Source organism: Polaromonas sp., assembly GCF_049790275.1.
Taxonomy (GTDB): Bacteria; Pseudomonadota; Gammaproteobacteria; order Burkholderiales; family Burkholderiaceae_C; genus Polaromonas.
The window spans coordinates 85,801-107,885 of sequence record NZ_JBAQYR010000117.1; the positions used below are offsets into that span (position 1 = coordinate 85,801).

21 protein-coding genes are annotated in these 22,085 nt (G+C 59.1%); 17 read left to right on the forward strand and 4 right to left on the reverse strand.

Annotated features, from left to right (window positions below):
* The first annotated feature begins 3 nt into the window (after positions 1-3).
* The 4 genes from WA904_RS15750 to WA904_RS15765 are packed head-to-tail and all read left to right on the forward strand — an operon-like array spanning position 4 to position 4,526.
* Entirely contained in the window at positions 4-1,551 is a 1,548-nt protein-coding gene (locus WA904_RS15750; RefSeq protein WP_425198066.1) for an ArnT family glycosyltransferase, read from the forward strand.
* On the forward strand, positions 1,539-2,219 hold the full coding sequence (locus tag WA904_RS15755; RefSeq protein WP_425198067.1) for an HAD family hydrolase: 681 nt from the start codon (positions 1,539-1,541) through the stop codon (positions 2,217-2,219). The genes WA904_RS15750 and WA904_RS15755 overlap by 13 nt, the downstream gene beginning before the upstream one ends.
* Before the next feature lie 16 nt (positions 2,220-2,235).
* Positions 2,236-3,432, forward strand: coding sequence for a M20 aminoacylase family protein (locus WA904_RS15760; protein ID WP_425198068.1), 1,197 nt, complete (start codon positions 2,236-2,238; stop codon positions 3,430-3,432).
* A complete protein-coding gene (locus WA904_RS15765; protein WP_425198069.1) occupies positions 3,429-4,526 on the forward strand; it encodes a M14 family metallopeptidase in 1,098 nt (365 codons plus the stop codon). The genes WA904_RS15760 and WA904_RS15765 overlap by 4 nt, the downstream gene beginning before the upstream one ends.
* 78 nt (positions 4,527-4,604) lie before the next feature.
* Here WA904_RS15765 and WA904_RS15770 read toward each other — a convergent pair whose 3' ends face one another.
* From WA904_RS15770 to WA904_RS15785, 4 genes are all read right to left on the reverse strand, one after another.
* Positions 4,605-5,378 (reverse strand): hypothetical protein, encoded by a 774-nt coding sequence (locus WA904_RS15770; protein WP_425198070.1) that lies wholly within the window; start codon positions 5,376-5,378, stop codon positions 4,605-4,607.
* 45 nt (positions 5,379-5,423) lie between these two features.
* Positions 5,424-6,086: a TetR/AcrR family transcriptional regulator gene (locus WA904_RS15775; RefSeq protein WP_425198071.1), complete on the reverse strand. Its 663-nt coding sequence runs from the start codon at positions 6,084-6,086 to the stop codon at positions 5,424-5,426.
* A gap of 38 nt (positions 6,087-6,124) precedes the next feature.
* A complete protein-coding gene (locus WA904_RS15780; RefSeq protein WP_425198072.1) occupies positions 6,125-7,465 on the reverse strand; it encodes a patatin-like phospholipase family protein in 1,341 nt (446 codons plus the stop codon).
* A gap of 121 nt (positions 7,466-7,586) precedes the next feature.
* Complete coding sequence (locus tag WA904_RS15785; RefSeq protein WP_425198073.1) at positions 7,587-8,096, reverse strand: phasin family protein; 510 nt, start codon at positions 8,094-8,096, stop codon at positions 7,587-7,589.
* Positions 8,097-8,290: 194 nt separating this feature from the next.
* Here WA904_RS15785 and WA904_RS15790 point away from each other — a divergent pair, with 194 nt between their 5' ends.
* The 13 genes from WA904_RS15790 (at position 8,291) to WA904_RS15850 (ending at position 22,078) form a co-directional block, all read left to right on the forward strand.
* Positions 8,291-10,288, forward strand: coding sequence for an SDR family oxidoreductase (locus tag WA904_RS15790; protein ID WP_425198074.1), 1,998 nt, complete (start codon positions 8,291-8,293; stop codon positions 10,286-10,288).
* A 144-nt stretch (positions 10,289-10,432) separates the two neighbouring features.
* Positions 10,433-11,503: a dTDP-glucose 4,6-dehydratase gene (rfbB, locus tag WA904_RS15795; protein WP_425198075.1), complete on the forward strand. Its 1,071-nt coding sequence runs from the start codon at positions 10,433-10,435 to the stop codon at positions 11,501-11,503.
* Complete coding sequence (gene rfbD / locus WA904_RS15800; protein WP_425198076.1) at positions 11,500-12,396, forward strand: dTDP-4-dehydrorhamnose reductase; 897 nt, start codon at positions 11,500-11,502, stop codon at positions 12,394-12,396. Before rfbB ends, rfbD begins: the two co-directional genes overlap by 4 nt.
* 10 nt (positions 12,397-12,406) lie before the next feature.
* Positions 12,407-13,294, forward strand: coding sequence for a glucose-1-phosphate thymidylyltransferase RfbA (rfbA, locus tag WA904_RS15805; RefSeq protein WP_425198077.1), 888 nt, complete (start codon positions 12,407-12,409; stop codon positions 13,292-13,294).
* A complete protein-coding gene (rfbC, locus tag WA904_RS15810; RefSeq protein WP_425198078.1) occupies positions 13,291-13,836 on the forward strand; it encodes a dTDP-4-dehydrorhamnose 3,5-epimerase in 546 nt (181 codons plus the stop codon). Before rfbA ends, rfbC begins: the two co-directional genes overlap by 4 nt.
* Positions 13,837-13,908: 72 nt before the next feature.
* On the forward strand, positions 13,909-14,226 hold the full coding sequence (locus WA904_RS15815; protein ID WP_425198079.1) for a MarR family EPS-associated transcriptional regulator: 318 nt from the start codon (positions 13,909-13,911) through the stop codon (positions 14,224-14,226).
* A 2-nt stretch (positions 14,227-14,228) separates the two neighbouring features.
* The gene (locus WA904_RS15820) at positions 14,229-15,659 is read left to right on the forward strand and encodes a mannose-1-phosphate guanylyltransferase/mannose-6-phosphate isomerase (RefSeq protein ID WP_425198080.1); all 1,431 of its coding nucleotides are present in this window, start codon (positions 14,229-14,231) and stop codon (positions 15,657-15,659) included.
* 170 nt (positions 15,660-15,829) lie between these two features.
* A complete protein-coding gene (gene tviB, locus WA904_RS15825) occupies positions 15,830-17,107 on the forward strand; it encodes a Vi polysaccharide biosynthesis UDP-N-acetylglucosamine C-6 dehydrogenase TviB (protein ID WP_425198081.1) in 1,278 nt (425 codons plus the stop codon).
* A gap of 2 nt (positions 17,108-17,109) precedes the next feature.
* A complete protein-coding gene (locus tag WA904_RS15830) occupies positions 17,110-18,129 on the forward strand; it encodes an NAD-dependent epimerase (protein WP_425198082.1) in 1,020 nt (339 codons plus the stop codon).
* Between the two features lie 74 nt (positions 18,130-18,203).
* On the forward strand, positions 18,204-19,277 hold the full coding sequence (gene gmd / locus WA904_RS15835) for a GDP-mannose 4,6-dehydratase (protein ID WP_425198083.1): 1,074 nt from the start codon (positions 18,204-18,206) through the stop codon (positions 19,275-19,277).
* A gap of 36 nt (positions 19,278-19,313) precedes the next feature.
* Entirely contained in the window at positions 19,314-20,537 is a 1,224-nt protein-coding gene (locus WA904_RS15840) for a methyltransferase domain-containing protein (protein ID WP_425198084.1), read from the forward strand.
* 14 nt (positions 20,538-20,551) lie between these two features.
* Complete coding sequence (locus tag WA904_RS15845; protein ID WP_425198085.1) at positions 20,552-20,938, forward strand: cupin domain-containing protein; 387 nt, start codon at positions 20,552-20,554, stop codon at positions 20,936-20,938.
* Positions 20,939-20,947: 9 nt separating this feature from the next.
* Entirely contained in the window at positions 20,948-22,078 is a 1,131-nt protein-coding gene (locus WA904_RS15850; RefSeq protein WP_425198086.1) for a DegT/DnrJ/EryC1/StrS family aminotransferase, read from the forward strand.
* Positions 22,079-22,085 lie beyond the last annotated feature (7 nt).

Sequence of the window (22,085 nt, forward strand, 5' to 3'; positions counted from 1 at the left end):
CACATGCTTGAACGCTCCGGCCCCTCGGCCGCCACTCTTCTTTCCCCGTCCCTCCTGCGCTGGCTGATGGCTGCCGGTGCGCTCTCGCTGGCCCTGCGGCTGTGGATTGCGACGACTTTTCCGATCACCGGCGACGAGGCTTTTTTCTACTGGTGGGGCGTGTACCCGGACTGGGGTTATTACGACCACCCACCCATGGTGGGCTGGCTGATCGCCGCGATGCGTGCAACGCTGGGCGACACGACCTGGGCGATACGCCTGCCGGTGGTCTTGCTGCCGCTGGCGCTGGGCGGTCTGGTCGGCTGGGCGCTGAGCCCGCTGGACCGCGTGCGTACTGCCTGGGCGGTGCTGTTTTTCTGGCTGGCGCCGATCAACTGGCTCAATGTGCTGATCACGACCGACACGCCGCTGATGTTCTGGTCGGTGCTGTCTGTGGCCCTGCTGCTGCGTGCCGAGCGGCGCGAACGCATGGACGGCACGGCCTGGCTTCAATATGCGCTGTCGGGGCTGTTCCTCGGTTGCGCCTTTCTGTCCAAGTACTTTTCCGTGGTGCTGGGCCTGACCTATGTCGTGTATTTCGCGCTGTACCGGCGGGAACGCTGGGCGGCGTTGGCGCTCCTCGTGCTCTGCGCGCTGCCCGGCCCGGCGATCAACATCGCCTACAACATGTCGCACGGCTGGTCGAACATCATGTTCAACCTGTACAACCGCAACGAAGGCGAGAGTTTTGCCTGGAACAAGCCGCTACTTTACCTGGCCATGATGGTTTACCTGGTCACGCCGGTGGCGGCCTGGCTGGCCTGGAAGCAGCGCGCGGCGCTTGCTGCCGCGTCGCGGCAGCAACGCCTGCTGGCGTGTGTGGTGGTCGTGCCGCTGCTGTTTTTTGCACTGCTGTCGCTGAAAAAGGTGGTGGGGCTGCACTGGGTGCTGTCGTTCTACCCCTTCGGTTTCGCGCTGCTGGCCTTTGCCCTGCCACGGGACAAACTCAAGACCTGTGCCGTGGGCATGGCCGTATTTGCCGCGCTGCATGTGCTGGTGGTGGCCGGCCTGTACGCCAGTTCGCTCGACAACTGGAAAAGCACCCGGCTTTATCCGCAGATCATCCGCAGCTACAAGACTGCCGAGATGCTCCAGCAGGTGGTGGTTCCCGGCACGGTGCTGATGGCCAGCGCCTACACGCCGGCGTCCATCTACGGATACGAGTTGCGCCGGTATGTGCCGGTGTTCGGGCCTGGCAACTTCCACGCGCGCCAGGACGACATGCTGGTTGACTTCTCGCTGTACCAGGGCAAAACCGTGCGCATCCTGCGCATGGACGCCCCGCGCATCGAGGAGTACCAGCCCTATTTCGACAGCGTGCAGGTGCTCAGCTTTTCACAGGACGGCGTACCCTTTTATGCAGTTGAGGGCAGGGGGTTCAACTACGCTGCCTACAGGGACGGTGTGCTGGCCACCATCTACAGCCGCTACTACAACATCCCGCGCTGGCTGCCCATGACCGGTTGCCCGTTTTGCGAACGTCTGTGTGGCCAGGTGCGATGCACGAAGTAGGCACCGACCAGGCGCCACCTGTCCAGGAAGTGGCTGCCTTTGATTTTGACGGCACGCTGACCCGGCGCGACTCCCTGCTTCCCTACCTGTGGCGCAGCCTGGGCTGGCCACGTTTTTTGCTGGCCTTGCTGCAGAGTGCCCCCTGGCTGGCGGCCTATGCCTGCCGCATGATCAGCAACCACCGGGCCAAGGCCCGGCTCCTGCAGGCCAGCCTGGGCGGGTGCAGTGCGGCGGACATCGAGCGCTGGACCGCTGATTTTGTGGGCCACTACCTGCCGCGGCAATGGAACGGGGAAACGCTGGCGCGGCTGCACTGGCACCAGCAGCAGGGACATTGCTGCGTGATGGTGAGTGCCTCGCCGGGTATTTATTTGCACCGTGCTGGTGAAGTTTTGCGTATGGATGCGGTGCTCTGCACCGAGTTGGAAACAAAAGGCTCAACGCTCACCGGCCGCATGTCGACACACAACTGCCACGGTGAGGAAAAGGTGTTACGCCTGCAGGCCTGGCTGGCCGGCCGTAGCCCTGTCGGCGCGCGGGTTATTTTGCACGCGTACGGTGATTCCAGCGGCGACGTTCCCTTGTTAAATCTGGCAGACTATGCGCACTACCAAGGCCAACCTTGGGCCCGCAAGTCCTCCGCCAACGAGGACAAACCGCGGGCCTGACCCAACAGAGGATTGCATGAAAGTCATTGATTCCATCGTTACGCAGGCCGCCGGCATTGCCGCCGTTCGCCGCGATATCCATGCCCACCCGGAGCTGTGTTTTGAAGAGGTGCGCACCGCCGATGTGGTGGCGCAAAAACTCACCGAATGGGGCATCCCGATTCACCGCGGCATGGGCACCACCGGCGTGGTCGGCATTGTCAAGAACGGCAATTCGAAACGTGCCATCGGCCTGCGCGCCGACATGGACGCATTGCCGATGCAGGAGTTCAACACCTTCGAACATGCCAGCAAGACCCAGGGCAAGATGCACGCCTGCGGCCACGACGGGCATACAGCCATGCTGCTGGCAGCGGCGCAGCACTTTGCCAAGAACCGCAATTTCGACGGCACGGTCTACCTGATTTTCCAGCCGGCCGAAGAGGGCGGCGGCGGCGCACGCGAGATGATCAAGGACGGCCTGTTCGACAAATTCCCCATGGACGCGGTGTTCGGCATGCACAACTGGCCCGGCACGCAGGTCGGCAAGTTTGCCGCCAGCGCCGGCCCGGTGATGGCATCGACCAACGAGTTCAAGATCACGATTCGCGGCAAGGGCGGCCATGCGGCGCTGCCGCACAACGGCATCGACCCGGTACCGGTGGCCTGCGAGATGGTGCAGGCTTTCCAGACCATCATCAGCCGCAACAAGAAGCCGGTGGACGCCGGCGTAATTTCGGTCACCATGATCCATGCGGGCGAAGCCACCAACGTGATTCCGGACAGCTGCGAGCTGCAGGGCACGGTGCGCACCTTCACGTTGGAAGTGCTGGACATGATCGAGAAACGCATGAAACAGGTCGCCGGGCACCTCTGCGCGGCGCATGACGCCGAATGCGAATTCGAGTTCGTGCGCAACTACCCGCCCACCATCAACCACGCCAAGGAAACCGAGTTTGCGCGCAAGGTGATGGCCGACATCGTCGGCGCCGACAACGTGATCGACCAGGAGCCGACCATGGGCGGAGAAGACTTCTCCTACATGCTGCAGGCCAAACCCGGCTGTTATGCCTTCATTGCCAACGGCGACGGCACCCACCGCGAGATCGGCCACGGCGGCGGCCTGTGCATGCTCCACAACCCGAGTTATGACTTCAATGACGACCTGATTCCGCTGGGTGCCACCTTCTGGGTGCGGTTGGCCGAAAGCTGGCTTGCCCAGGACGCAGCATGACCGGCGCTACTGGGGCTTTTTCCGGCAGCTATGCCGAGGCGCGTGGCAAATTCCTGCAGGCCGCCGCGGCCGCCGGCCTGAAACCTGTTTCGCATGTGCATCCCGAACTGGGCCGCGATGGTGAAGAGCTGGCAATGGATGTGGTGTTCGATGGCTCGCGAGACGCCCGTTCATTGCTGATTCTCACCAGTGCCTGCCACGGCGTGGAAGGCTACTGCGGCTCGGGTGTGCAGGTCTTTGCGCTGCGGGACGCCGAATGGCGCGCCAGGGCCAAAGCCGAAGGCGTGGCGGTGCTGTATGTGCATGCGCTCAATCCTTACGGTTTTTCGCATATCCGGCGCGCCACGCATGAAAACGTGGACCTGAACCGCAACTTTCATGACTTCTCCCGGCCGCTGCCCGTCAACGAAGCCTATCGGGAGCTGCAACCCCTGCTGTTGCCCGAGACCTGGCCGCCGACCGAAGCCAATACGGCGGCGACCGACCGCTACATCGAAACCCGTGGCATGGATGCTTACCAGGCGGCGATCACCCGTGGCCAGCATGAATTCCCCGAGGGTCTGTTTTTCGGCGGCACCGCGCCAACCTGGAGCAACCGCACCCTGCGCCGGGTGCTGCAGACCCATGCGCGCCAGGCCCGGCGCGTGGCGTGGATAGACATCCACACCGGCTTGGGGCCCAGCGGTGTGGGCGAACGCATTTGTGCCTGCCGGGACGACAAGGCGGCCCTGGCGCGTGCACGGGCCTGGTGGGACGAGGGCGGAGCGACACCGGTCACCTCGATTTACGACGGCTCGTCCTCTTCGGCTTTCCTGACCGGCCTGATGTGGACCTCGATTTACGACGAATGCCCGGACGCCGAATACACCGGCATCGCCATGGAGTACGGCACCTTGCCGCCTTTCGAGATGATGCAGGCCTTGCGCGCCGAGCACTGGCTCAACATCCACCGCGATGCGCCGACGGCGCTGGCGGCGCAGATCAAGCAGCAGATGCTGGACGCGTTCTACGTGAACACGGACGCATGGAAAGAGCAGATCATCAGCCAGGCGAGGCAGTCGCTGTTCCAGGCGGTGGACGGGCTGAATTCATAGCCTTTCAAGGCTCTGGCCCTTTGTGGACGGGCGCAGGGTGCTATTGATAATGTAGCGCTCAGCCTGCTCTAAGCCCGCTCAGTCTTCCAGTTCGGCCTTGGCCATCTCCACATCCAGCCGTTCCATGGCGTCCAGGGGTGTGCTGGCGGCCGCCTGCTCATACAGCTTGGTGGCCTCCTTCATTTTCTTGTCGCCTTCGAGCATGACCATGCCATTGGCGTATTCGATCATGGCGATGGCCGAGCCCGGGTTGAGCTTGAGCGACTCCTTGAACAGCGACAAGCCCACGTCTTTTTTGGCGCCATAGGTCATGCCGCCGATCAGCGAGCCGACCTTGTCGATCACCTCCGCATGGAAGGCCGCCAGCGCAATGTGCGCATCCGCATGTTTGGGGCAAAGCCGGATAGCCTGCTCCAGCGCATTTTTGACCTTGGTACCCAGACCCTGGGCCAGGGCCTTGGCGACGCTGATGCCCTGGCCATAACGGCCAAGGGCATAAGCCTGCCAATACCAGGCGTTGGCGTTTTTGGCGTCGGTGGCCTGCTGGGCCTCGGACCGCTGGGCGACCTCCAGGAACAGCTCCAGCTTGGTTTTTTCCTTGTTCTCAAGATAGTTGGCGTAAATGCTGGTGGCCTTGTTGGCCACCGTGATGCCGGCGTCGCCTGCCTTGAGCCCGGCCTCGGTGGCCTTCTGGAACTCGCCATTGTGAAACAGCACCCAGGCCTGCAATACGGCAGCTTCCTTGGGCAGGGGCTCGCAATCGCCCTGGTGCAGGCGCGCCCAGTTTTTCTTCAGGCTGGCCGCATCGAATGTGTAGTCGCCGGCGTGGGGAAAAGCAGTCCATTTGGCCATCAGTGGTCTCCTTGCGATTGTTGTTGGCGGTTTGAAAGTGGGGGCTCAGGCGGCAGGATGGGTATAGGCACCCACCAGCGCCTGCAGGTGCATGCGCTGGCCCTGCTCGAGGTAGGGGATCAGTAAATTGAGGACATGGTGCGCCCCGCGCAGCAGGGCGGCCTGTGCGTTTGCGGGCTCCAGCGCGTTGCGCGGGTCGCGCACGTATTCGAAGCTCAGCCAGTAGGTCAGCACCACCACCATGCTGGTGGCAGTGGCTTCGACCTCGCGCGAGTCGATGCTGATCGTGTTGGCCCGGCTCATGCCGTCGAGCATGGCCTTGACCGAACGGGTCTTGTTTTTCAGCACCCACTGGAAATGGGTTTCCAGCCGCCGGTTCTTGCTGAGCAGGTCGTTGAGGTCGCGGTACAGGAAGCGGTATTGCCAGATCAGCTCGAACAGCGTGTGCATGAAAAACCAGGCGTCCTCGACATCGCGCACGCCGTCACTGGCATTGAGCAGCTCGCTCAGGGAGCGTTCGTAGCGGTCGAACAGGGAGTTGATCAGCTCGTCTTTGGCGGGGTAGTGGTAGTAGAGGTTGCCCGGACTGATGCCCAGTTCGGCCGAGATCAACGTGGTCGAGACGTTGGGTTCGCCGAAACGGTTGAACAGGTCAAGCGTCACTTCCAGGATGCGCTCGGCAGTCCGGCGCGGCGCTTTTTTCGCCATGGTGTCTACCTCGTATTTTGGTTCTGACTCTAACCCACTCATCCGGTCGTTGGAAGTAGGGAAGTCGAGCCCCGGCTGGCGCGGGCGGCCGGGGCGTGAAGAGCGTGACTCAGGTCCTCCATCATTTCTTCCAGTGAATTGATCGCACGTCCCAGCCGGGTGGCGGCGGGCCGTTCGCTGACCAGGTGGCGCCGCGTGTCTTCGAGTATGTCCAGATCGAGCGTGATGCCGTGCCGCGCAAACTTGGCCGACAGCGTGGTTTTCCGTGAGCGCAGCATCTCACGGGTCTTCTGGTAAGCATGTTCGGCGAGCTGGCGGCGCTGGGCGTAACTGAAGGTATTGGCCAGGAACAGGTCGGCGTCGCGGTGGTCCGGCTCAATCAGGACAATGTCGGTGTCGGGGTAGGCGTGTTCATAGTGCTTCATGCCCAGCTCCAGCCGGGAATGGATCATGGAGCGGAAGGTCTGGCTCAGCACGGCCGGCAGGCCGCCATCAACGATGCGCGGAATGGCCTGTCTTTCCCGAGGCAGGCCGCGCCGCATCACCCGCTGTGCCATCGACAGGCCGGGTGCCTCGGTGGCGTCAAACGGCACCAGCGGGTTGAGGCACAACATCAGGTCAATGCCTCCATCCATGGCCACGCCGGCGTGCAGGGTTTTCTTCAGCGCGCCGTCCACGTAGTAGCTGTTGTCGATCTCCACCGGCGGAAACAGTCCGGGCAGGGCTGAACTGGCCTGCACCGCCCTGGAAATCGGCACGTGGTCCCAACCGGGCTGGCCAAAAGGCGCAGCCTCCCCGCTGTCCAGGTTGGTCGCCACCAGCGTGAGCCGCGTCTTGAGCTCGCGAAAATCGTTGGTCCGGCCTTCTCTGGAAAACAAAAGACCCAGGCGTCTGTCGACTTCCTCGTTGGAGAAAATGCCTGTCGGCAAGGCGGGGCCGAGCTTTTCCAGCGCATTCAGCAAGGATTTGCGTCCCACTGTGGCGCGCCACAATGCGCTTGCTGCCAGCCCGGGCAACATGATGCTGCGGCGTAAAAACTCGCCATAGGCTGGCACCATCAACCACGCCGGGTCAAACACTTCGGATGTCTGGTGGTCGTTTTCAATGAAAGCGGCGCACAGTTCGCGCGGCGTCATGCCGTTGGCCAGGCCGGCGGCGATAAAACCACCGGCGGACACCCCCACGTAATGGTGAAGTTTGGTCAGCGAGAGGCCTTGCAGGGATTCGTCGAGTGCGCAGAGTGCGCCGATCTCATAGATGGCCCCTAAGGGACCACCGCCCGCGAGCGCCAGGGCAATACGCGGCTTGGCGGCGCTTCGTTTCGCCAGGGTGGTGCTGGCGGCTCGCTGCGGGTGTGTTGGATGCTTGGCTGAAGTCATACCCCAGAAGTGTAGGCGGCGGTTTCCATTGAATTTGCTGCTTTGCAGCAATCCTCCAGAAGGAGGCAGGCGTAAAAAAAGGACGCGTCAACGTCCTTTCTTTCGGCCAGGCTGGTCCGCGTCAGGCCGATTTGCGTGCCGGTGCACGTTTGGCGGCGGGTTTGCGCGCTGCAGTCTTGCCGGCGGCTCGCGGGGCTGTCTTCGATGCGGCCGCTGGTTTGGCGCCCATCTTCTGCACGTTTTTGTTGAGTTCATCAATGCGGGCGATGAGAGCTTCGACGTCCTTGGCGGAAGGCACGCCCAGCTTGTTCAGGGCTTTGGCAACGCGCTCTTCAAAAATGTTTTCCAGTTTGTCCCACTGGGTGCCGGCCTTGGAGGTGATGTCTGTTGCCATGGTGGCCATCCGGTTGGTGGCGGTGGAAATTTTCTCTTCGGCCACAGCCTGGGTTTTGCGCTGGATGGACAAGCCTTCCTTGACCAGGGTCTCGAACACCTTGCCGCCTTCTTCCTGCGCTTTGGAGAAGGCCCCGAGGCCGGCCAACCAGATCTGCTGGGCCGATTCCTTCACTGCGCCGGAGAGGTGGGGGGCTGATTTTTTGTCGGCGCTCATTTTTTGCAGTTTCTTGACCATGGGGACTCCTGACGAAGGTGTTGGTTGACACCGCATGGTTATGCGGCACATGGCCAAAATATAAGCCCAGTTGGGTGCCCAGGTTTAGGTGGGGGCTCCTAGAAGCCCGGGGTGCGCGGGTTTCTGCTGACCAGCAGGCAGCGGGGCTTGGGCAAGAATCGACGCTGGTTCAAACTTGTCTAGCGGAGAACACAATGCAGTATTTCGTCACCGGAGCCACCGGCTTCATCGGTAAACGGCTGGTCAAAAAGCTCCTGGAGCGCAAGGGCGCGACGGTGTATTTCCTCATCCGCAAGGAAAGCGCCGGCAAGGTCGACGGCTTGCGTGCCTACTGGGGTGCCAGCGCCGCCAGGGCCGTTCCTGTCCATGGCGACCTGACGATGAAGAAACTCGGCGTCTCGGCAGAGGACGTCAAAAAGCTCAAGGGTCAGATCGACCACTTCTACCACCTGGCAGCGGTTTATGACCTCGGCGCGGACGAAGAAAGCCAGATTGCCGTCAACGTTGACGGCACGCGCCATACCGTCGAGTTCGCCAAGGCCATCGATGCCGGGCATTTCCACCACGTGAGCTCCATCGCCGCGGCAGGGTTGTACGAAGGCGTGTTCCGCGAAGACATGTTCGAGGAGGCCGAAAACTACGAGCATCCCTATTTCATGACCAAGCATGAGAGCGAAAAAATCGTGCGCAAGGAGTGCAAGGTGCCATGGACCGTGTTCCGCCCCGCCATGGTGGTGGGCGACAGCACCACGGGCGAGATGGACAAGATCGATGGACCTTACTACTTCTTCAAGCTGATCCAGCGCATGCGGCAGCTGCTGCCGCCCTGGATGCCGGCGGTCGGCCTGGAGGGCGGCCGTATCAACATCGTGCCGGTCGATTTTGTGGTTGATGCGCTGGACGTCATCAGCCACAAGGCCAGCATTGCCAAAAAATGCTTCCATCTGGTGGACCCTGTGGGCTACCGCGTGGGTGATGTTCTCGATATTTTCAGCCGGGCTGCGCATGCGCCCAAGATGAACCTGTTTGTCAACGCGGCGCTGTTGGGGTTCATTCCGCGCGGCGTCAAGAAGAGCCTGATGGCATTGGCTCCTGTGCGCCGTGTGCGCAATGCAGTCATGGCCGACCTGGGCTTGCCCGAGGACATGCTGACCTTTGTCAATTACCCCACGCGCTTCGACTGCCGCGAAACGCTGGCTGCGCTCAAAGGCTCGGGTGTCGAATGCCCCAACCTGAAAGACTATGCCTGGCGCGTCTGGGACTACTGGGAGCGCCACCTGGATCCCGACCTGCACATCGACCGATCGCTCAGGGGCACGGTCAACGGCAAGGTGGTGCTGATCACCGGGGGGTCTTCGGGCATTGGCTTGGCGGCAGCGCACAAGTTTGCTGAAGCCGGCGCCATCACCGTCATCTGCGGCCGCGACCAGGACAAGCTGGACGAAGCCTGCAAGGAAGCCAAGGCCAAAGGCTACAACTTCATCGCCTACCCCGCCGACATCGCCGACATGGCCGATTGCGACCGCTTCGTGCAGACGCTGATTGCCAACCACGGGGGTGTCGATTTCCTCATCAACAACGCGGGCCGGTCCATCCGCCGCGCCATTGAAGCGAGTTACGACCGCTTCCATGACTTCGAGCGCACCATGCAGCTCAACTACTTTGGCTGCCTGCGCGTCACCATGGGCTTTCTGCCCGGCATGGTGGCCAAACGCAAAGGCCACGTGGTCAACATCAGCTCCATTGGTGTGTTGACCAATGCACCGCGCTTTTCTGCTTACGTTGCTTCCAAATCAGCGCTGGATGCCTGGACACGTTGTGCGTCCAGCGAATTTGCCGACCAGGGCATCACTTTCACCACCATCAACATGCCCCTGGTGCGCACGCCGATGATTGCGCCCACCAACCTGTACAACAATGTGCCCACCCTGAGTCCCGAGGAGGCTGCCGACCTGGTCGCCCAGGCCTGCATTTTCAAGTCGGTGCGTATCGCGACCCGCCTGGGCATCGCCGGCCAGGTGCTGCATGCGCTGCTGCCGCGCGTGGCCCAGATCGCCATGAACACCAGCTTCCGCATGTTCCCCGATTCGTCGGCCGCGAAGGGGGCCAAGCCGGGCGACAAACCGGTGAAACAGACTTTGTCGCCGGAAGCTGTGGCGTTGCAGCAGATGATGCAGGGCATTCATTTCTGAGCGTTTTACCTCCCTGAAAAAATCGCCTTTCGGGGCGATTTTTACTACCCGCTTCCTGTTTGCCTGCGAGAGCTTTCTGCCCGGTCGCCAGAGGCATAATGCCTGCAAGCGTCAAACGGCGCTGGCACGCAGAAGGATGGGTTCATGATCTTGGTTACCGGGGGCGCAGGTTTTATCGGCGCCAATTTTGTTCTTGACTGGCTGGCCAGGCACGACGAGCCGGTCATCAACCTGGACAAACTCACCTATGCTGGCAACATGGAAACGTTGGCCTCCCTGACGGAGGATTCGCGGCATGTGTTTGTCAAAGGTGATATTGGCGACAGCGCGCTGGTTGCCGACCTGCTGGGCCGGCACCAGCCACGCGCGGTGATCAATTTTGCGGCCGAATCGCATGTCGACCGGTCGATTTCGAGCCCGGAAGACTTCATCCAGACCAACATCGTGGGCACTTTCAGGTTGCTGGAGGCTGCCAGGAGTTATTGGGGTGGCCTGGGCGATGACGCCAAGGCAGACTTCCGTTTTGTACATGTGTCGACCGATGAGGTCTACGGTTCGCTCGCAGCTGCAGACCCTGCCTTTACAGAATCGCACCGCTACGAGCCCAACAGTCCTTACTCCGCCAGCAAGGCCGCCAGCGACCACCTTGTGCGCGCCTACCACCACACCTATGGTCTCCCGGTGCTTACCACCAACTGCAGCAACAACTATGGCCCGTATCACTTCCCCGAAAAACTGATTCCCCTGATGATCGTCAACGCGCTGGCGGGCAAGCCCCTGCCGGTCTATGGCGACGGCATGCAGGTGCGCGACTGGCTTTACGTCAAGGACCATTGCAGCGCCATCCGCCGCGTCCTCGAAGCCGGTGAAGCGGGTGAGGTTTACAACGTAGGCGGCTGGAACGAAAAGCCCAACATCGAGATCGTCCAGATGGTGTGTGCCTTGCTGGACGAACTGCAGCCCCGCGCCGACGGCAAGAACTACCACGAACAAATCAGCTACGTGAAAGACCGCCCTGGTCACGACAGGCGTTATGCGATAGACGCCAGCAAGATCCAGCGCGAGCTGGGATGGAAGCCCGCCGAGACTTTTGAGACCGGCATATGCAAGACGGTGCAGTGGTACCTGGCCAACCCGGAGTGGGTGGCACATGTGCAAAGCGGGGCCTACCGGGAATGGATGCAGACGCAGTATGCCGGCACAGCTGCGGCATGAAAATCCTTCTCTTTGGAAAAAACGGGCAGGTTGGCTGGGAATTGCAGCGCAGTCTGGCTCCGCTCGGCGAACTCATCGCGCTGGATCGCCACAGCACGGACCTGTGCGGCGACCTCGCTGATCCGGGTGGAATCGGCGCCACGGTGCGCAGCGTCCGGCCCGATGTCATCGTTAATGCCGCTGCATATACCGCTGTTGACAAAGCCGAGAGCGATGCGGCGGCGGCCCATGTGGTGAACGCGCAGGCACCGGGCGTTCTCGCCGAAGCCGCCAGTGCCGTGGGTGCATGGCTGGTTCACTATTCGACGGACTATGTTTTTGATGGCCACGGCAGCCAGCCGTGGAAAGAAGGCGACCCGACCGGCCCGCTTGGTGTCTATGGGCAGACCAAACTCGAGGGGGAGCAACGCATCACTGCCCTGTGTGCAAAACACCTTATTTTGCGCACCAGCTGGGTCTATGGCGCGCGCGGTGGCAACTTTGCCAAAACCATGCTGCGCCTGGCCAGGGAGCGGGATCGGCTGACGGTCATCAACGACCAGTTCGGTGCACCTACGGGTGCCGATTTGCTTGCTGACGTCACGGCCCACATGGTCCGCACAGCACTGCCTGGTGCTCCTGACCGCTTCGGCGGCATCTACCATGTGGCTGCCGCCGGCGAAACGTCCTGGCATGGCTATGCGCGCTTTGTGGTCGACTGGGCGCATACTGCGGGCCTGGCCCTCAAGACATCACCCGCCGGAGTGGATCCGGTGCCGACGAGCGCGTTTCCCACGCCGGCGGTACGTCCCCATAACTCCCGCCTGAACACCGCTAAACTGCGGGACAGCTTTGGTCTGCACCTTCCCGCGTGGCAGGTGGGCGTGGCCCGGATGCTGACCGAAATTACCTGACACCTAACTCATGACACAACGCAAAGGCATTGTCCTCGCCGGCGGCTCGGGCACCCGCTTGCATCCGGCTACGCTGGCCATCAGCAAGCAGCTGCTGCCGGTGTATGACAAACCCATGGTGTACTACCCGCTCAGCACGCTGATGGTTGCCGGCATTCGCGAGGTGCTGATCATCAGTACGCCGCAGGACACACCGCGGTTCGAGCAGCTTCTTGGCGACGGTTCGCAGTGGGGCATGAAGCTCCAGTATGCGGTGCAACCCAGTCCCGACGGATTGGCGCAGGCCTTCATCATTGGTGAAAAATTTCTGGACAGCGCACCCAGCGCGCTGGTGCTGGGCGATAACATTTTTTATGGTCATGACCTGCAGAAACTGCTGCTCCAGGCCGACGAGAGTGTCACGGGCGCAACGGTGTTTGCTTACCATGTTCAGGATCCTGAGCGGTATGGTGTGGTGGCCTTCGACGCGGCAGGCAAAGCCAGCAGCATTGAAGAAAAACCTTCCGCGCCAAAAAGCAGTTATGCAGTGACAGGACTGTACTTTTATGACGCTCAGGTCGTCGAGATAGCCAAAGCAATCCAACCGAGCCCGCGCGGCGAACTCGAAATCACCACCGTCAATCAGGCTTACATGGAACGCGGCCAGCTCAATGTGCAGATCATGCAGCGAGGTTATGCGTGGCTGGACACGGGTACCCATGACAGCTTGCTGGAAGCCGGGCAGTTCATTGCAGCGCTTGAGCGCCGCCAGGGACTCAAGATCGCGTGCCTGGAGGAAATCGCCTGGCGCCATGGCTTTATCGATGATCTCCAGCTTGCAAAACTGGCTGAGCCGCTTGCCAAAAATGGGTATGGACAGTACCTGCTGCGTTTGCTCAAGGAACGAGGCCAGCCATGAGGGTGACGCCTACGGTTATTGCTGACGTGCTGATCATCGAGCCCCGGGTGTTTGGCGATCCGCGCGGTTTCTTTTTCGAAAGCTTTAACCAGCGTGAGTTCAACGCCGCTACCGGTACCGATTTCACTTTCGTCCAGGATAACCACAGCCGATCAGAAAAAGGCGTTTTGCGCGGCCTGCATTTTCAGTTGGGACAACCGCAGGGAAAGCTGGTGCGAGCGGTGCGGGGAACAGTTTTCGATGTGGCGGTGGACATTCGACCGGCTTCACCCAGCTTCGGCAAGTGGTTTGGGCTGGAGCTCAACGAACACGATCACCGGCAGCTCTGGGTGCCGCCCGGACTGGCGCATGGCTTCCTGGTACTCAGCGACAGTGCGGATTTCCTGTACAAAACTACCGACTACTATGCGCCGGCGCTGGAGCGCTGCATCGCGTGGAATGACCCGACCCTGAACATCCGGTGGCCGTTGGACATCGAGCCCCTGCTTTCTGCCAAGGATCGTTTGGGCTTGCCGCTGGACGTTGCCCTGCTACCCATTTGACTGGCCGGCTATGTGCGTCGGCGCTGTATGTGCTTACAATGCGTTCAAGTCATGAACACATCAAAATAGACAATGGCACCTCAAGACCTGCCTTACTACCTTTTGTGCCAGCTCACCCAAGAGCCAGCGGCCAGCCAGCGTGGGCTGGCCGAGCGTTTTGGAGTCAGTTTGGGTAAGGTCAACTATTGCCTGCGGGCGCTGGTTGACAAGGGGCTGGTCAAGGCCAATAACTTCAGACGAAGCGACAACAAGCTCGCCTACGCTTATGTGCTGACGCCCGCTGGCTTGGAAGAAAAGAGGCGCCTGACGAAAGCGTTTCTGCAGCGAAAAATTGCCGAGTTCGAGCTTTTGCAGCAGGAAATAGAGATCCTCCAGAAGGAGTCACAGTAGCCATGACGGATGCTGTCGTCATTCTTCCTGTTGTCCTCTGCGGGGGCAGTGGGACGCGACTGTGGCCGCTGTCGCGAAAAGCGTTTCCCAAGCAATTCATTCCCCTGGTGGGCGGAAAATCGTTGTTCCAACTCACGCTTGAGCGCCTGGCGCCCTTGCTTGCTAACAGCGGTGAGAGTGTGACGTGTGTATCTTCGGAGGACCACCGCTTTCTGGTTGCCGATGCGGCCGATCAGGCAGGTGTTGCGGTGCGGCTAATTCTGGAACCGCAGGCAAAAAACACCGCGGCGGCCATCGCTCTGGCGGCTCTGGCCACTCCCGCGAATGCGTTGATGCTCTTTTGTCCAGCCGATCATCACATACCCAATATCACTGCTTTTATTGATATGGTGCGCGGCGCCGCAGCTTCGGCGCAGGCGGGGCAACTGGTTACTTTCGGTGTGCGGCCCAGCATGCCCAGCACGGCTTATGGATACATTCAAAAAGGTCGCCCAAGTGATACGGGTGGTTTTGAGGTCGCCCGTTTTGTGGAAAAGCCTGCCGTTGAGAAAGCGCTGGAGTTTCTGGCAAGCGGGCAATATCTCTGGAATGCAGGGATTTTTCTTGCGCGTGCGCAAGTCCTGCTGGACTCCCTGCAGCTCCACGCGCCGGATATCCTGAATGTTTGCCAGCGCGCCATGGCGCAACCAAAATGCGATGGATTATTCTTGCGTCCCGACGCGACCATCTTTGCCACCTGCCGGAGCCAGTCGATCGACTACGCCGTCATGGAACGGGCGACCAACGTCCGTATCTTCCTGTTCGATGGGGTGTGGAGCGACGTTGGCAGTTGGAACGCTGTCGCAGAACTGTCCCCCGCAGACGAGCAAAATAACCGCTCCGGGGGCGATGCGCGCAATGCGCACCACCTGTATTCCAGTCGCACCTACATCCACGCAGGCGGGAGCCGGCCGGTGGTGGCTCTGGGAACACAGGATTTACTCATCCTCGATACCCCTGATGCCCTGCTGGTGGCGCATACCGGTCATGCTGAAGCCGTCAAGGAGGTTGTCGCCAAGCTCGAGGCACTGGACACCTCTCAAGCCTTGCAGCACCGACGTGTGGCACGGCCCTGGGGGTGGTACGACAGCGTGGATGTAGGTGTTCGCCATCAAGTCAAACGCATCACTGTCAAGCCCGGAGCCACCTTGTCATTGCAAATGCATCACCACAGGGCTGAGCATTGGGTGGTGGTCAGCGGGACCGCCGAGGTGACCAACGGAGAAGAAATCATGGTTTTGAAAGAAAACCAGAGCACCTTTATTCCCGTTGGGCAGGTTCATCGCCTCGCAAATCGGGGAGATGTACCGCTTGAAATCATTGAGGTGCAAAGTGGTTCCTATTTGGGGGAGGATGACATTGTGCGGTTCGAAGATAGCTATGGAAGAAGCTGATTGCATCATGGCGATCACACCATTTCCGCCGGCAGGACGTCGCGTAAACTACTTCGTCGCCGGGGGGTGGGGGCAGAACAAGCCGGTCCTGGCTTGTTACGCCACCGTACACGACCTTCAGGTTTTTTGAGTTCCAGGCACCCTGGCTGCCCTTCCACACTTTAATGCCCATGAATTTAGATAACAAAAAAATCGCCATTGTTGGACTCGGTTACGTTGGCTTGCCCCTGGCGGTTGAATTCGGCAAGTTGCGTCCTGTTCTGGGCTTTGACATCAACGCCTCCCGTATCTCCGAACTGCAGTCAGGTCGGGACCACACGCTGGAGGTGAGTTCCGAAGAACTCCATGCGGCCCGTCAACTTCAATTTAGCTCCGACATTGAGGATTTGAAAGGCTGTCAGGTATTCATCGTTACGGTGCCGACACCTGTTGATCAGGCTAACCGGCCGGACATGACACCGCTGGTCAGGGCAAGTGAGGCTGTGGGTCGTGCCATGCCGCAAAGCTCCGTGGTCATCTATGAATCCACGGTATACCCCGGGGCAACTGAAGAAGTCTGTGTGCCTGTGCTGGAGAAGCACAGCGGCAAGAAATTCAACATTGATTTCTTCTGCGGCTACAGCCCCGAACGCATCAATCCCGGGGACAAAGAGCATCGCTTGCCGACTATTAAGAAAGTGACCAGCGGCAGCACACCGGAGGTGGCCGAGGCCGTGGATCAACTTTATAGACAGGTGATTGTTGCCGGGACCCATAAAACCAGCAGCATTAAAGTAGCGGAGGCCGCGAAAGTTATCGAGAACACGCAGCGCGATGTGAACATCGCATTGATGAACGAGCTCAGCCTCATTTTTCACAAGTTGGGGATCGACACGCTGGAGGTGTTACAGGCGGCTGGCAGCAAGTGGAATTTCTTGCCATTCCGGCCCGGCCTGGTAGGAGGCCACTGTATCGGCGTGGACCCGTATTACCTGACTCACAAGGCCCAGGAAGTGGGTTACCACCCCGAAGTGATTCTGGCGGGTCGCCGCATCAATGACCGCATGGCGTCTTATGTTGCGGACGAAACGGTCAAACTGATGCTGCGGAAAAATTTGCCCGTGCTGGGCGGCAAGGTGCTGGTTCTGGGGCTGACGTTCAAGGAAAACTGTCCTGATCTTCGCAATACAAAAGTGGTGGATATCGTCAAGGCGTTGAGGGAGTACAACACCCAGGTGGACATCTATGACCCGTGGATAGATATAAAACAGGCCGAGCATGAATATGGGCTGTGCTGCCTGGCCGAAGCGCCTCAAGCGGCTGAATATTCTGCCATCGTGCTTGCAGTGGGACACCACCAATTCCTTGCGCTGGGCGCGCAGGGCATCAAGGCCTTCGGCATTCCCAATGCTGTGATTTACGACGTAAAGAGCATCCTGCCGCAAGGTGCCGCAGACGGAAGGCTTTAAAAATGAAAATTCTTGTGACCGGAGCAGCCGGCTTTATAGGCATGCACACCATTTTGCGCCTGCTTGCGCGTGGTGACACGGTGGTCGGCATAGATAATCTCAACGACTACTATGATGTTCGATTGAAAGAGGCCCGGCTTGCGCGCCTTGTTCCGCATCCTGCCTTCCACTTTTACAAGCAGGACATCGTTGATCGCGAGGGCATGGCGCAACTCTTCCTTCGGGAAAAACCCCAGCGCGTCATTCACCTGGCTGCTCAGGCTGGCGTGCGCTACTCCCTGAGCAATCCCCACGCTTATATTGACGCCAACATTCAGGGCTTCATGAATATCCTGGAGGGGTGTCGCCACAATGAGGTAGAGCATCTGGCCTACGCCAGCAGCTCCAGTGTGTACGGAGGCAACACTGCATTGCCTTTTCATGAACATCAGAACATCGACCATCCGGTCAGTCTTTACGCCGCCACAAAAAAGGCGAACGAATTGATGGCTCATACCTATAGCCATCTGTTTCGATTGCCTACAACCGGGCTGCGCTTTTTTACGGTTTATGGGCCGTGGGGCCGGCCCGACATGGCGCTATTTTTGTTCACCAAAGCCATTCTTGGCGGTGAACTTATTGATGTGTTTAACCACGGAAAAATGGTGAGGGACTTCACTTACGTAGACGACATCGTGGAAGGTGTTATCCGTGTCGTGGACAAGCCGGCCGATTCGGACGCTGCCTTTGATTCCGCAAATCCTGATCCGGCAACCAGCAATGCGCCCTATCGGGTATTCAATATCGGCAACAACCAGCCGACGCCGTTGATGGAATACATCAATGCCCTGGAAGAGGCATTGGGCATGGAAGCAAAGAAGAACTTTCTGCCTATGCAGGCGGGAGACGTTCCTGCAACGGCGGCAAACACGCGTGAACTGGAGTCATGGGTTGGTTTCAAGCCCAATACAAAGGTCAGACAAGGGGTGGCCAATTTTGTCGCGTGGTACCTGGAGCACTACGGCGTCGTTTCACCTCGATGAAGGCGGTTCATTTCTGAGGACGACAAGCTGCTTCTACCGTCAATTGGCACCCACAATTTTGCCCATCCCAACACATGAAAAAAACTGCTCTTATTACCGGCATCACCGGCCAGGACGGCGCCTATCTCGCTGAGTTTTTAATCCGCAAGGGCTACACGGTGCATGGAATCCGTCGCCGCACCTCGCTATTCAATACAGCCCGCATCGATCATCTTTACGTTGACCCGCACGAGCACGAGGGAAACCTGGTTCTTCATTACGGCGACATGACTGACTCCAGCAGCCTGTTGCGGATTGTTGAGCAGGCGCGACCCGATGAGGTATACAACCTGGCGGCCCAGAGCCATGTGGCGGTGTCATTCGAAGAGCCCGAATACACGGCCAATTCTGACGCGGTTGGGGTGTTGAGGCTACTCGAGGCTATCCGTATCGTTGGCCTCAACAAGGCGCGCTTCTACCAGGCGTCCACCTCGGAGCTCTACGGCTTGGTGCAGGAAGTTCCGCAGCGGGAAACCACGCCGTTTTATCCGCGCTCACCGTATGCAGTTGCAAAATTGTATGGTTACTGGATCACTGTGAACTACCGTGAAGCGTACGGTATGTATGCATGCAATGGTATTTTGTTCAATCATGAATCGCCCATCCGCGGTGAAACCTTCGTGACACGCAAAATCACCCGTGCTTTGGCCAGAATCAAGCTTGGCACGCAGCAGAAGCTTTTTCTCGGCAACATGGACGCAAAGCGTGATTGGGGCCACGCCAAAGATTATGTGGAGATGCAATGGCTGATGCTCCAGCAAGACACTCCCGAGGACTATGTCATCGCAACCGGCCAGCAGTTCAGTGTCCGCGAGTTTGTGAGTTTGGCTGCAAAACGCCTGGGCATGGACATCAGTTGGTCCGGCCACGGCGTGGATGAAAAGGGGCACCTTTCTGACGGGCGTTGCGTGGTCGAAATTGATCCCGGTTATTTTCGGCCCACTGAAGTCGAAACGCTGCTCGGAGACGCGAGCAAGGCGCGGGCGAAGCTGGGCTGGACGCCAAAAATCAGTTTTTCGGAGCTGGTGGACGAGATGGTCGATGCCGACATGGCGGAGGCTGAGAGTGAGTTGCGCGCAGCAGGCTCGCGTCGAAAGTCTTTGTACTGAGTTCGGCGCATAGGCCAAAGTTCATAAGGAGTTGTCTTGAAAATCGTCGCATGTAGAATTTGCAAAGCCGAACACATAGAGAAAGTTGTTGACCTGGGTTACCACCCACTGGCCGACACCTTTCTATCTGAAGAACTGCTTTACGGTCCCGAAGTTTCCTATCCCCTGCAGTTGGGTTCTTGCAGATCCTGTGGCCATGTCTTCACGCTGTATTCAGTATCGGCCGTTGACCGATACCAAAAACAGGATTACAGCTATGACTCGTCCAATTCCAAGGTTTCCATTGCGCATTTCAAAGAATTTGCTGAGGCAGTGTTGGCGGAGAAAACGCTCGAACCCGGCGCGCTGATTGTTGACATTGGCAGCAATGTGGGAACTTTGCTGTCGCACTTCAAGGATATCGGCCATACCAACGTTCTGGGGGTAGAGCCGTCAGGGAACATTTCCCGGCTGGCTGTCGCTGCAGGTATCCCGACCATTAACGAATTTTTCAGCGCCGGCATTGTTGAAGAGTTACGCAATGCCGGGCCGGTGCAGGTGCTGTTAAGCGCGAATGTGTTGAATCATGCGGATGATCTGGGCGCGCTGCTCAAGACTGCCGGCGAAGTGCTTGCCACCGACGGCGTGTTCGTGTTTGAAGTGCCTTACTTGAGGGACCTTATCAAGGGAACGGCGTTCGACACGATCTACCACGAACATGTGCACTATTACGGCATCAAACCATTGGCCGCCTGCTTGCGAACGCACGGATTTTCGATCACCAAGGTTGAAAACCTGGATTACATGTGCGGTTCGATTCGCGTGCACACACGGCTTGGTGGAGATCACACGAAGTCTGTAGAGGAAATGATTGCCGCTGAAGACGCCTTTGGCCTTTACGACCTCGCGACCTATGCCCAATTCATGGAGCGGGTGCGAAAGGTCAAGATAACCGTGAATTTGCACCTTGCGCAGATTCGCGCAAAAGGCGGAAAAATCATTGGGATCGGCGCTGCCACCAAGGGCAATACCTTCATCAACTACTGCCGACTCGATGCAGACACTATCGCCTATATCGCCGATGCGTCGCCACTGAAAATAGGCAAGCTGACACCGGGTTCTCATATCCCCATCATCGCCGACCAGGACATTGACGCCTCGGCGACCCACGCACTGATCCTGCCCTGGAACATCGCGCCCATGCTGGTCAGCAAGCTCGGCCACTTGGGGCTCGAGTTCTACGTCCCGCAGGTCCAAACCCTGCAAGAAAATACCCACTGAAAAAGGAAGTCCCCATGGAACTCATCAAACTCATACCGGCATTCACCGACGCACGCGGAAGCATCACGGACCTGATTTCGGACGACACCATCAATGCAGTGACCCTGATCACTTTTGCCGAAGGTGCAGTGCGGGCCAATCACTATCATGAACGGACCATACAGTGGAACTATGTGATTTCTGGCGAGGTATTGCTTGCGACCCAAATGCCGGGGCAGGAAAAGGTTGAGCGCATCCTCAAGCCGGGTGACTTCGCGGTGACGCGTGAGCTTGAGCTGCATGCGCTCAAGGGGTTGACCGCATCCGAGGTCCTGATCCTGACTAAAGGGCCGCGCGCGGGCACGCAGTACGAAAACGACACCTTCCGTCTTTCCGAGCCTTTGATCACTCCCAGCGCCTAAGGAGGCAGCATGCAAGTACCCGTTTCAAGGCCCCATATGGGCGAAGCCGAGATCAGCTACGTCAATAAGGCGCTGCAGGCCAACGCCGTGTCCGGCGTGTATGGTGAATTTCTGGAGCGCTTTGAGACCGAATTTGCCGAATTTTGCGACGCAAAATATGCGGTTTCCTGCTCGAACGGGACGACAGCCCTGCATCTGGCGCTGGTCGCTGCGGGGGTCAAGGAGGGGGACGAGGTACTGGTTTCGACCTTGACGAATATGGCGTCATTTTTTGCCGTTCTGTATATCGGTGGCAAACCGGTGCCTGTCGACATTGATCTTGAAACACTCACGATGGATCCTGGCGATCTGGAGCGAAAGATCACAGCCAAAACCAAGGCCATCATGGTGGTTCACCTCTTTGGCCATCCGACAGACATGGACCCGGTCAACGAGCTCGCGCGCCAGCACAACCTCCTGGTATTTGAAGACTGCGCCGAAGCGCATGGCGCAACCTACAAGGGAAAGAAGGTGGGTAGCCTCTCGCATGCGAGCGGATTCAGCTTTTTTGCCAACAAGGTGCTCACCACGGGGGAGGGCGGCATGGTGACGACGGATGATCCGGAAATCGCAAAAAAAGCGAGAAGCCTGAAGGCGCTGGCCTTCGGCGCGACCAACAAGTACATGCACGACGACATCGGCTTCAATTACCGGATGACCAATCTGCAGGCGGCTATCGGGTGTGGCCAGATGCAGGTGGCCGACAAGCTGATCGAGCGCCGGCGCGAAATTGCCCATTTTTATGGCGCAGCGTTTGAAAAATATTCGGATCACCTCGCATTGCCGATCCAGAAACCCTGGGCCAAATCGGTCTACTGGATGTACCACATTGTGCTGCGCGAACACATGGTGTCAAAGCGTCGCGAAATCATGATGGCGCTGAAAGATGAGGGCATTGAAACCCGCGAAGGCTTCATCCCGTACAACCTGCAGGAAATCTTCCTGAGCCGTGGCTGGACGCGCGCTGAAGATTGCCCCAATGCCAACAAGGTGGCCTATGCCAGTTTTTACCTGCCGACCGGACCGGATATTTCGCAGGCTGAGCTTGACTACGTAGCCAGCAAGCTCAGTTCCATTCTGGACAAGGCCGTGTCCAGGTAAAGCGCAG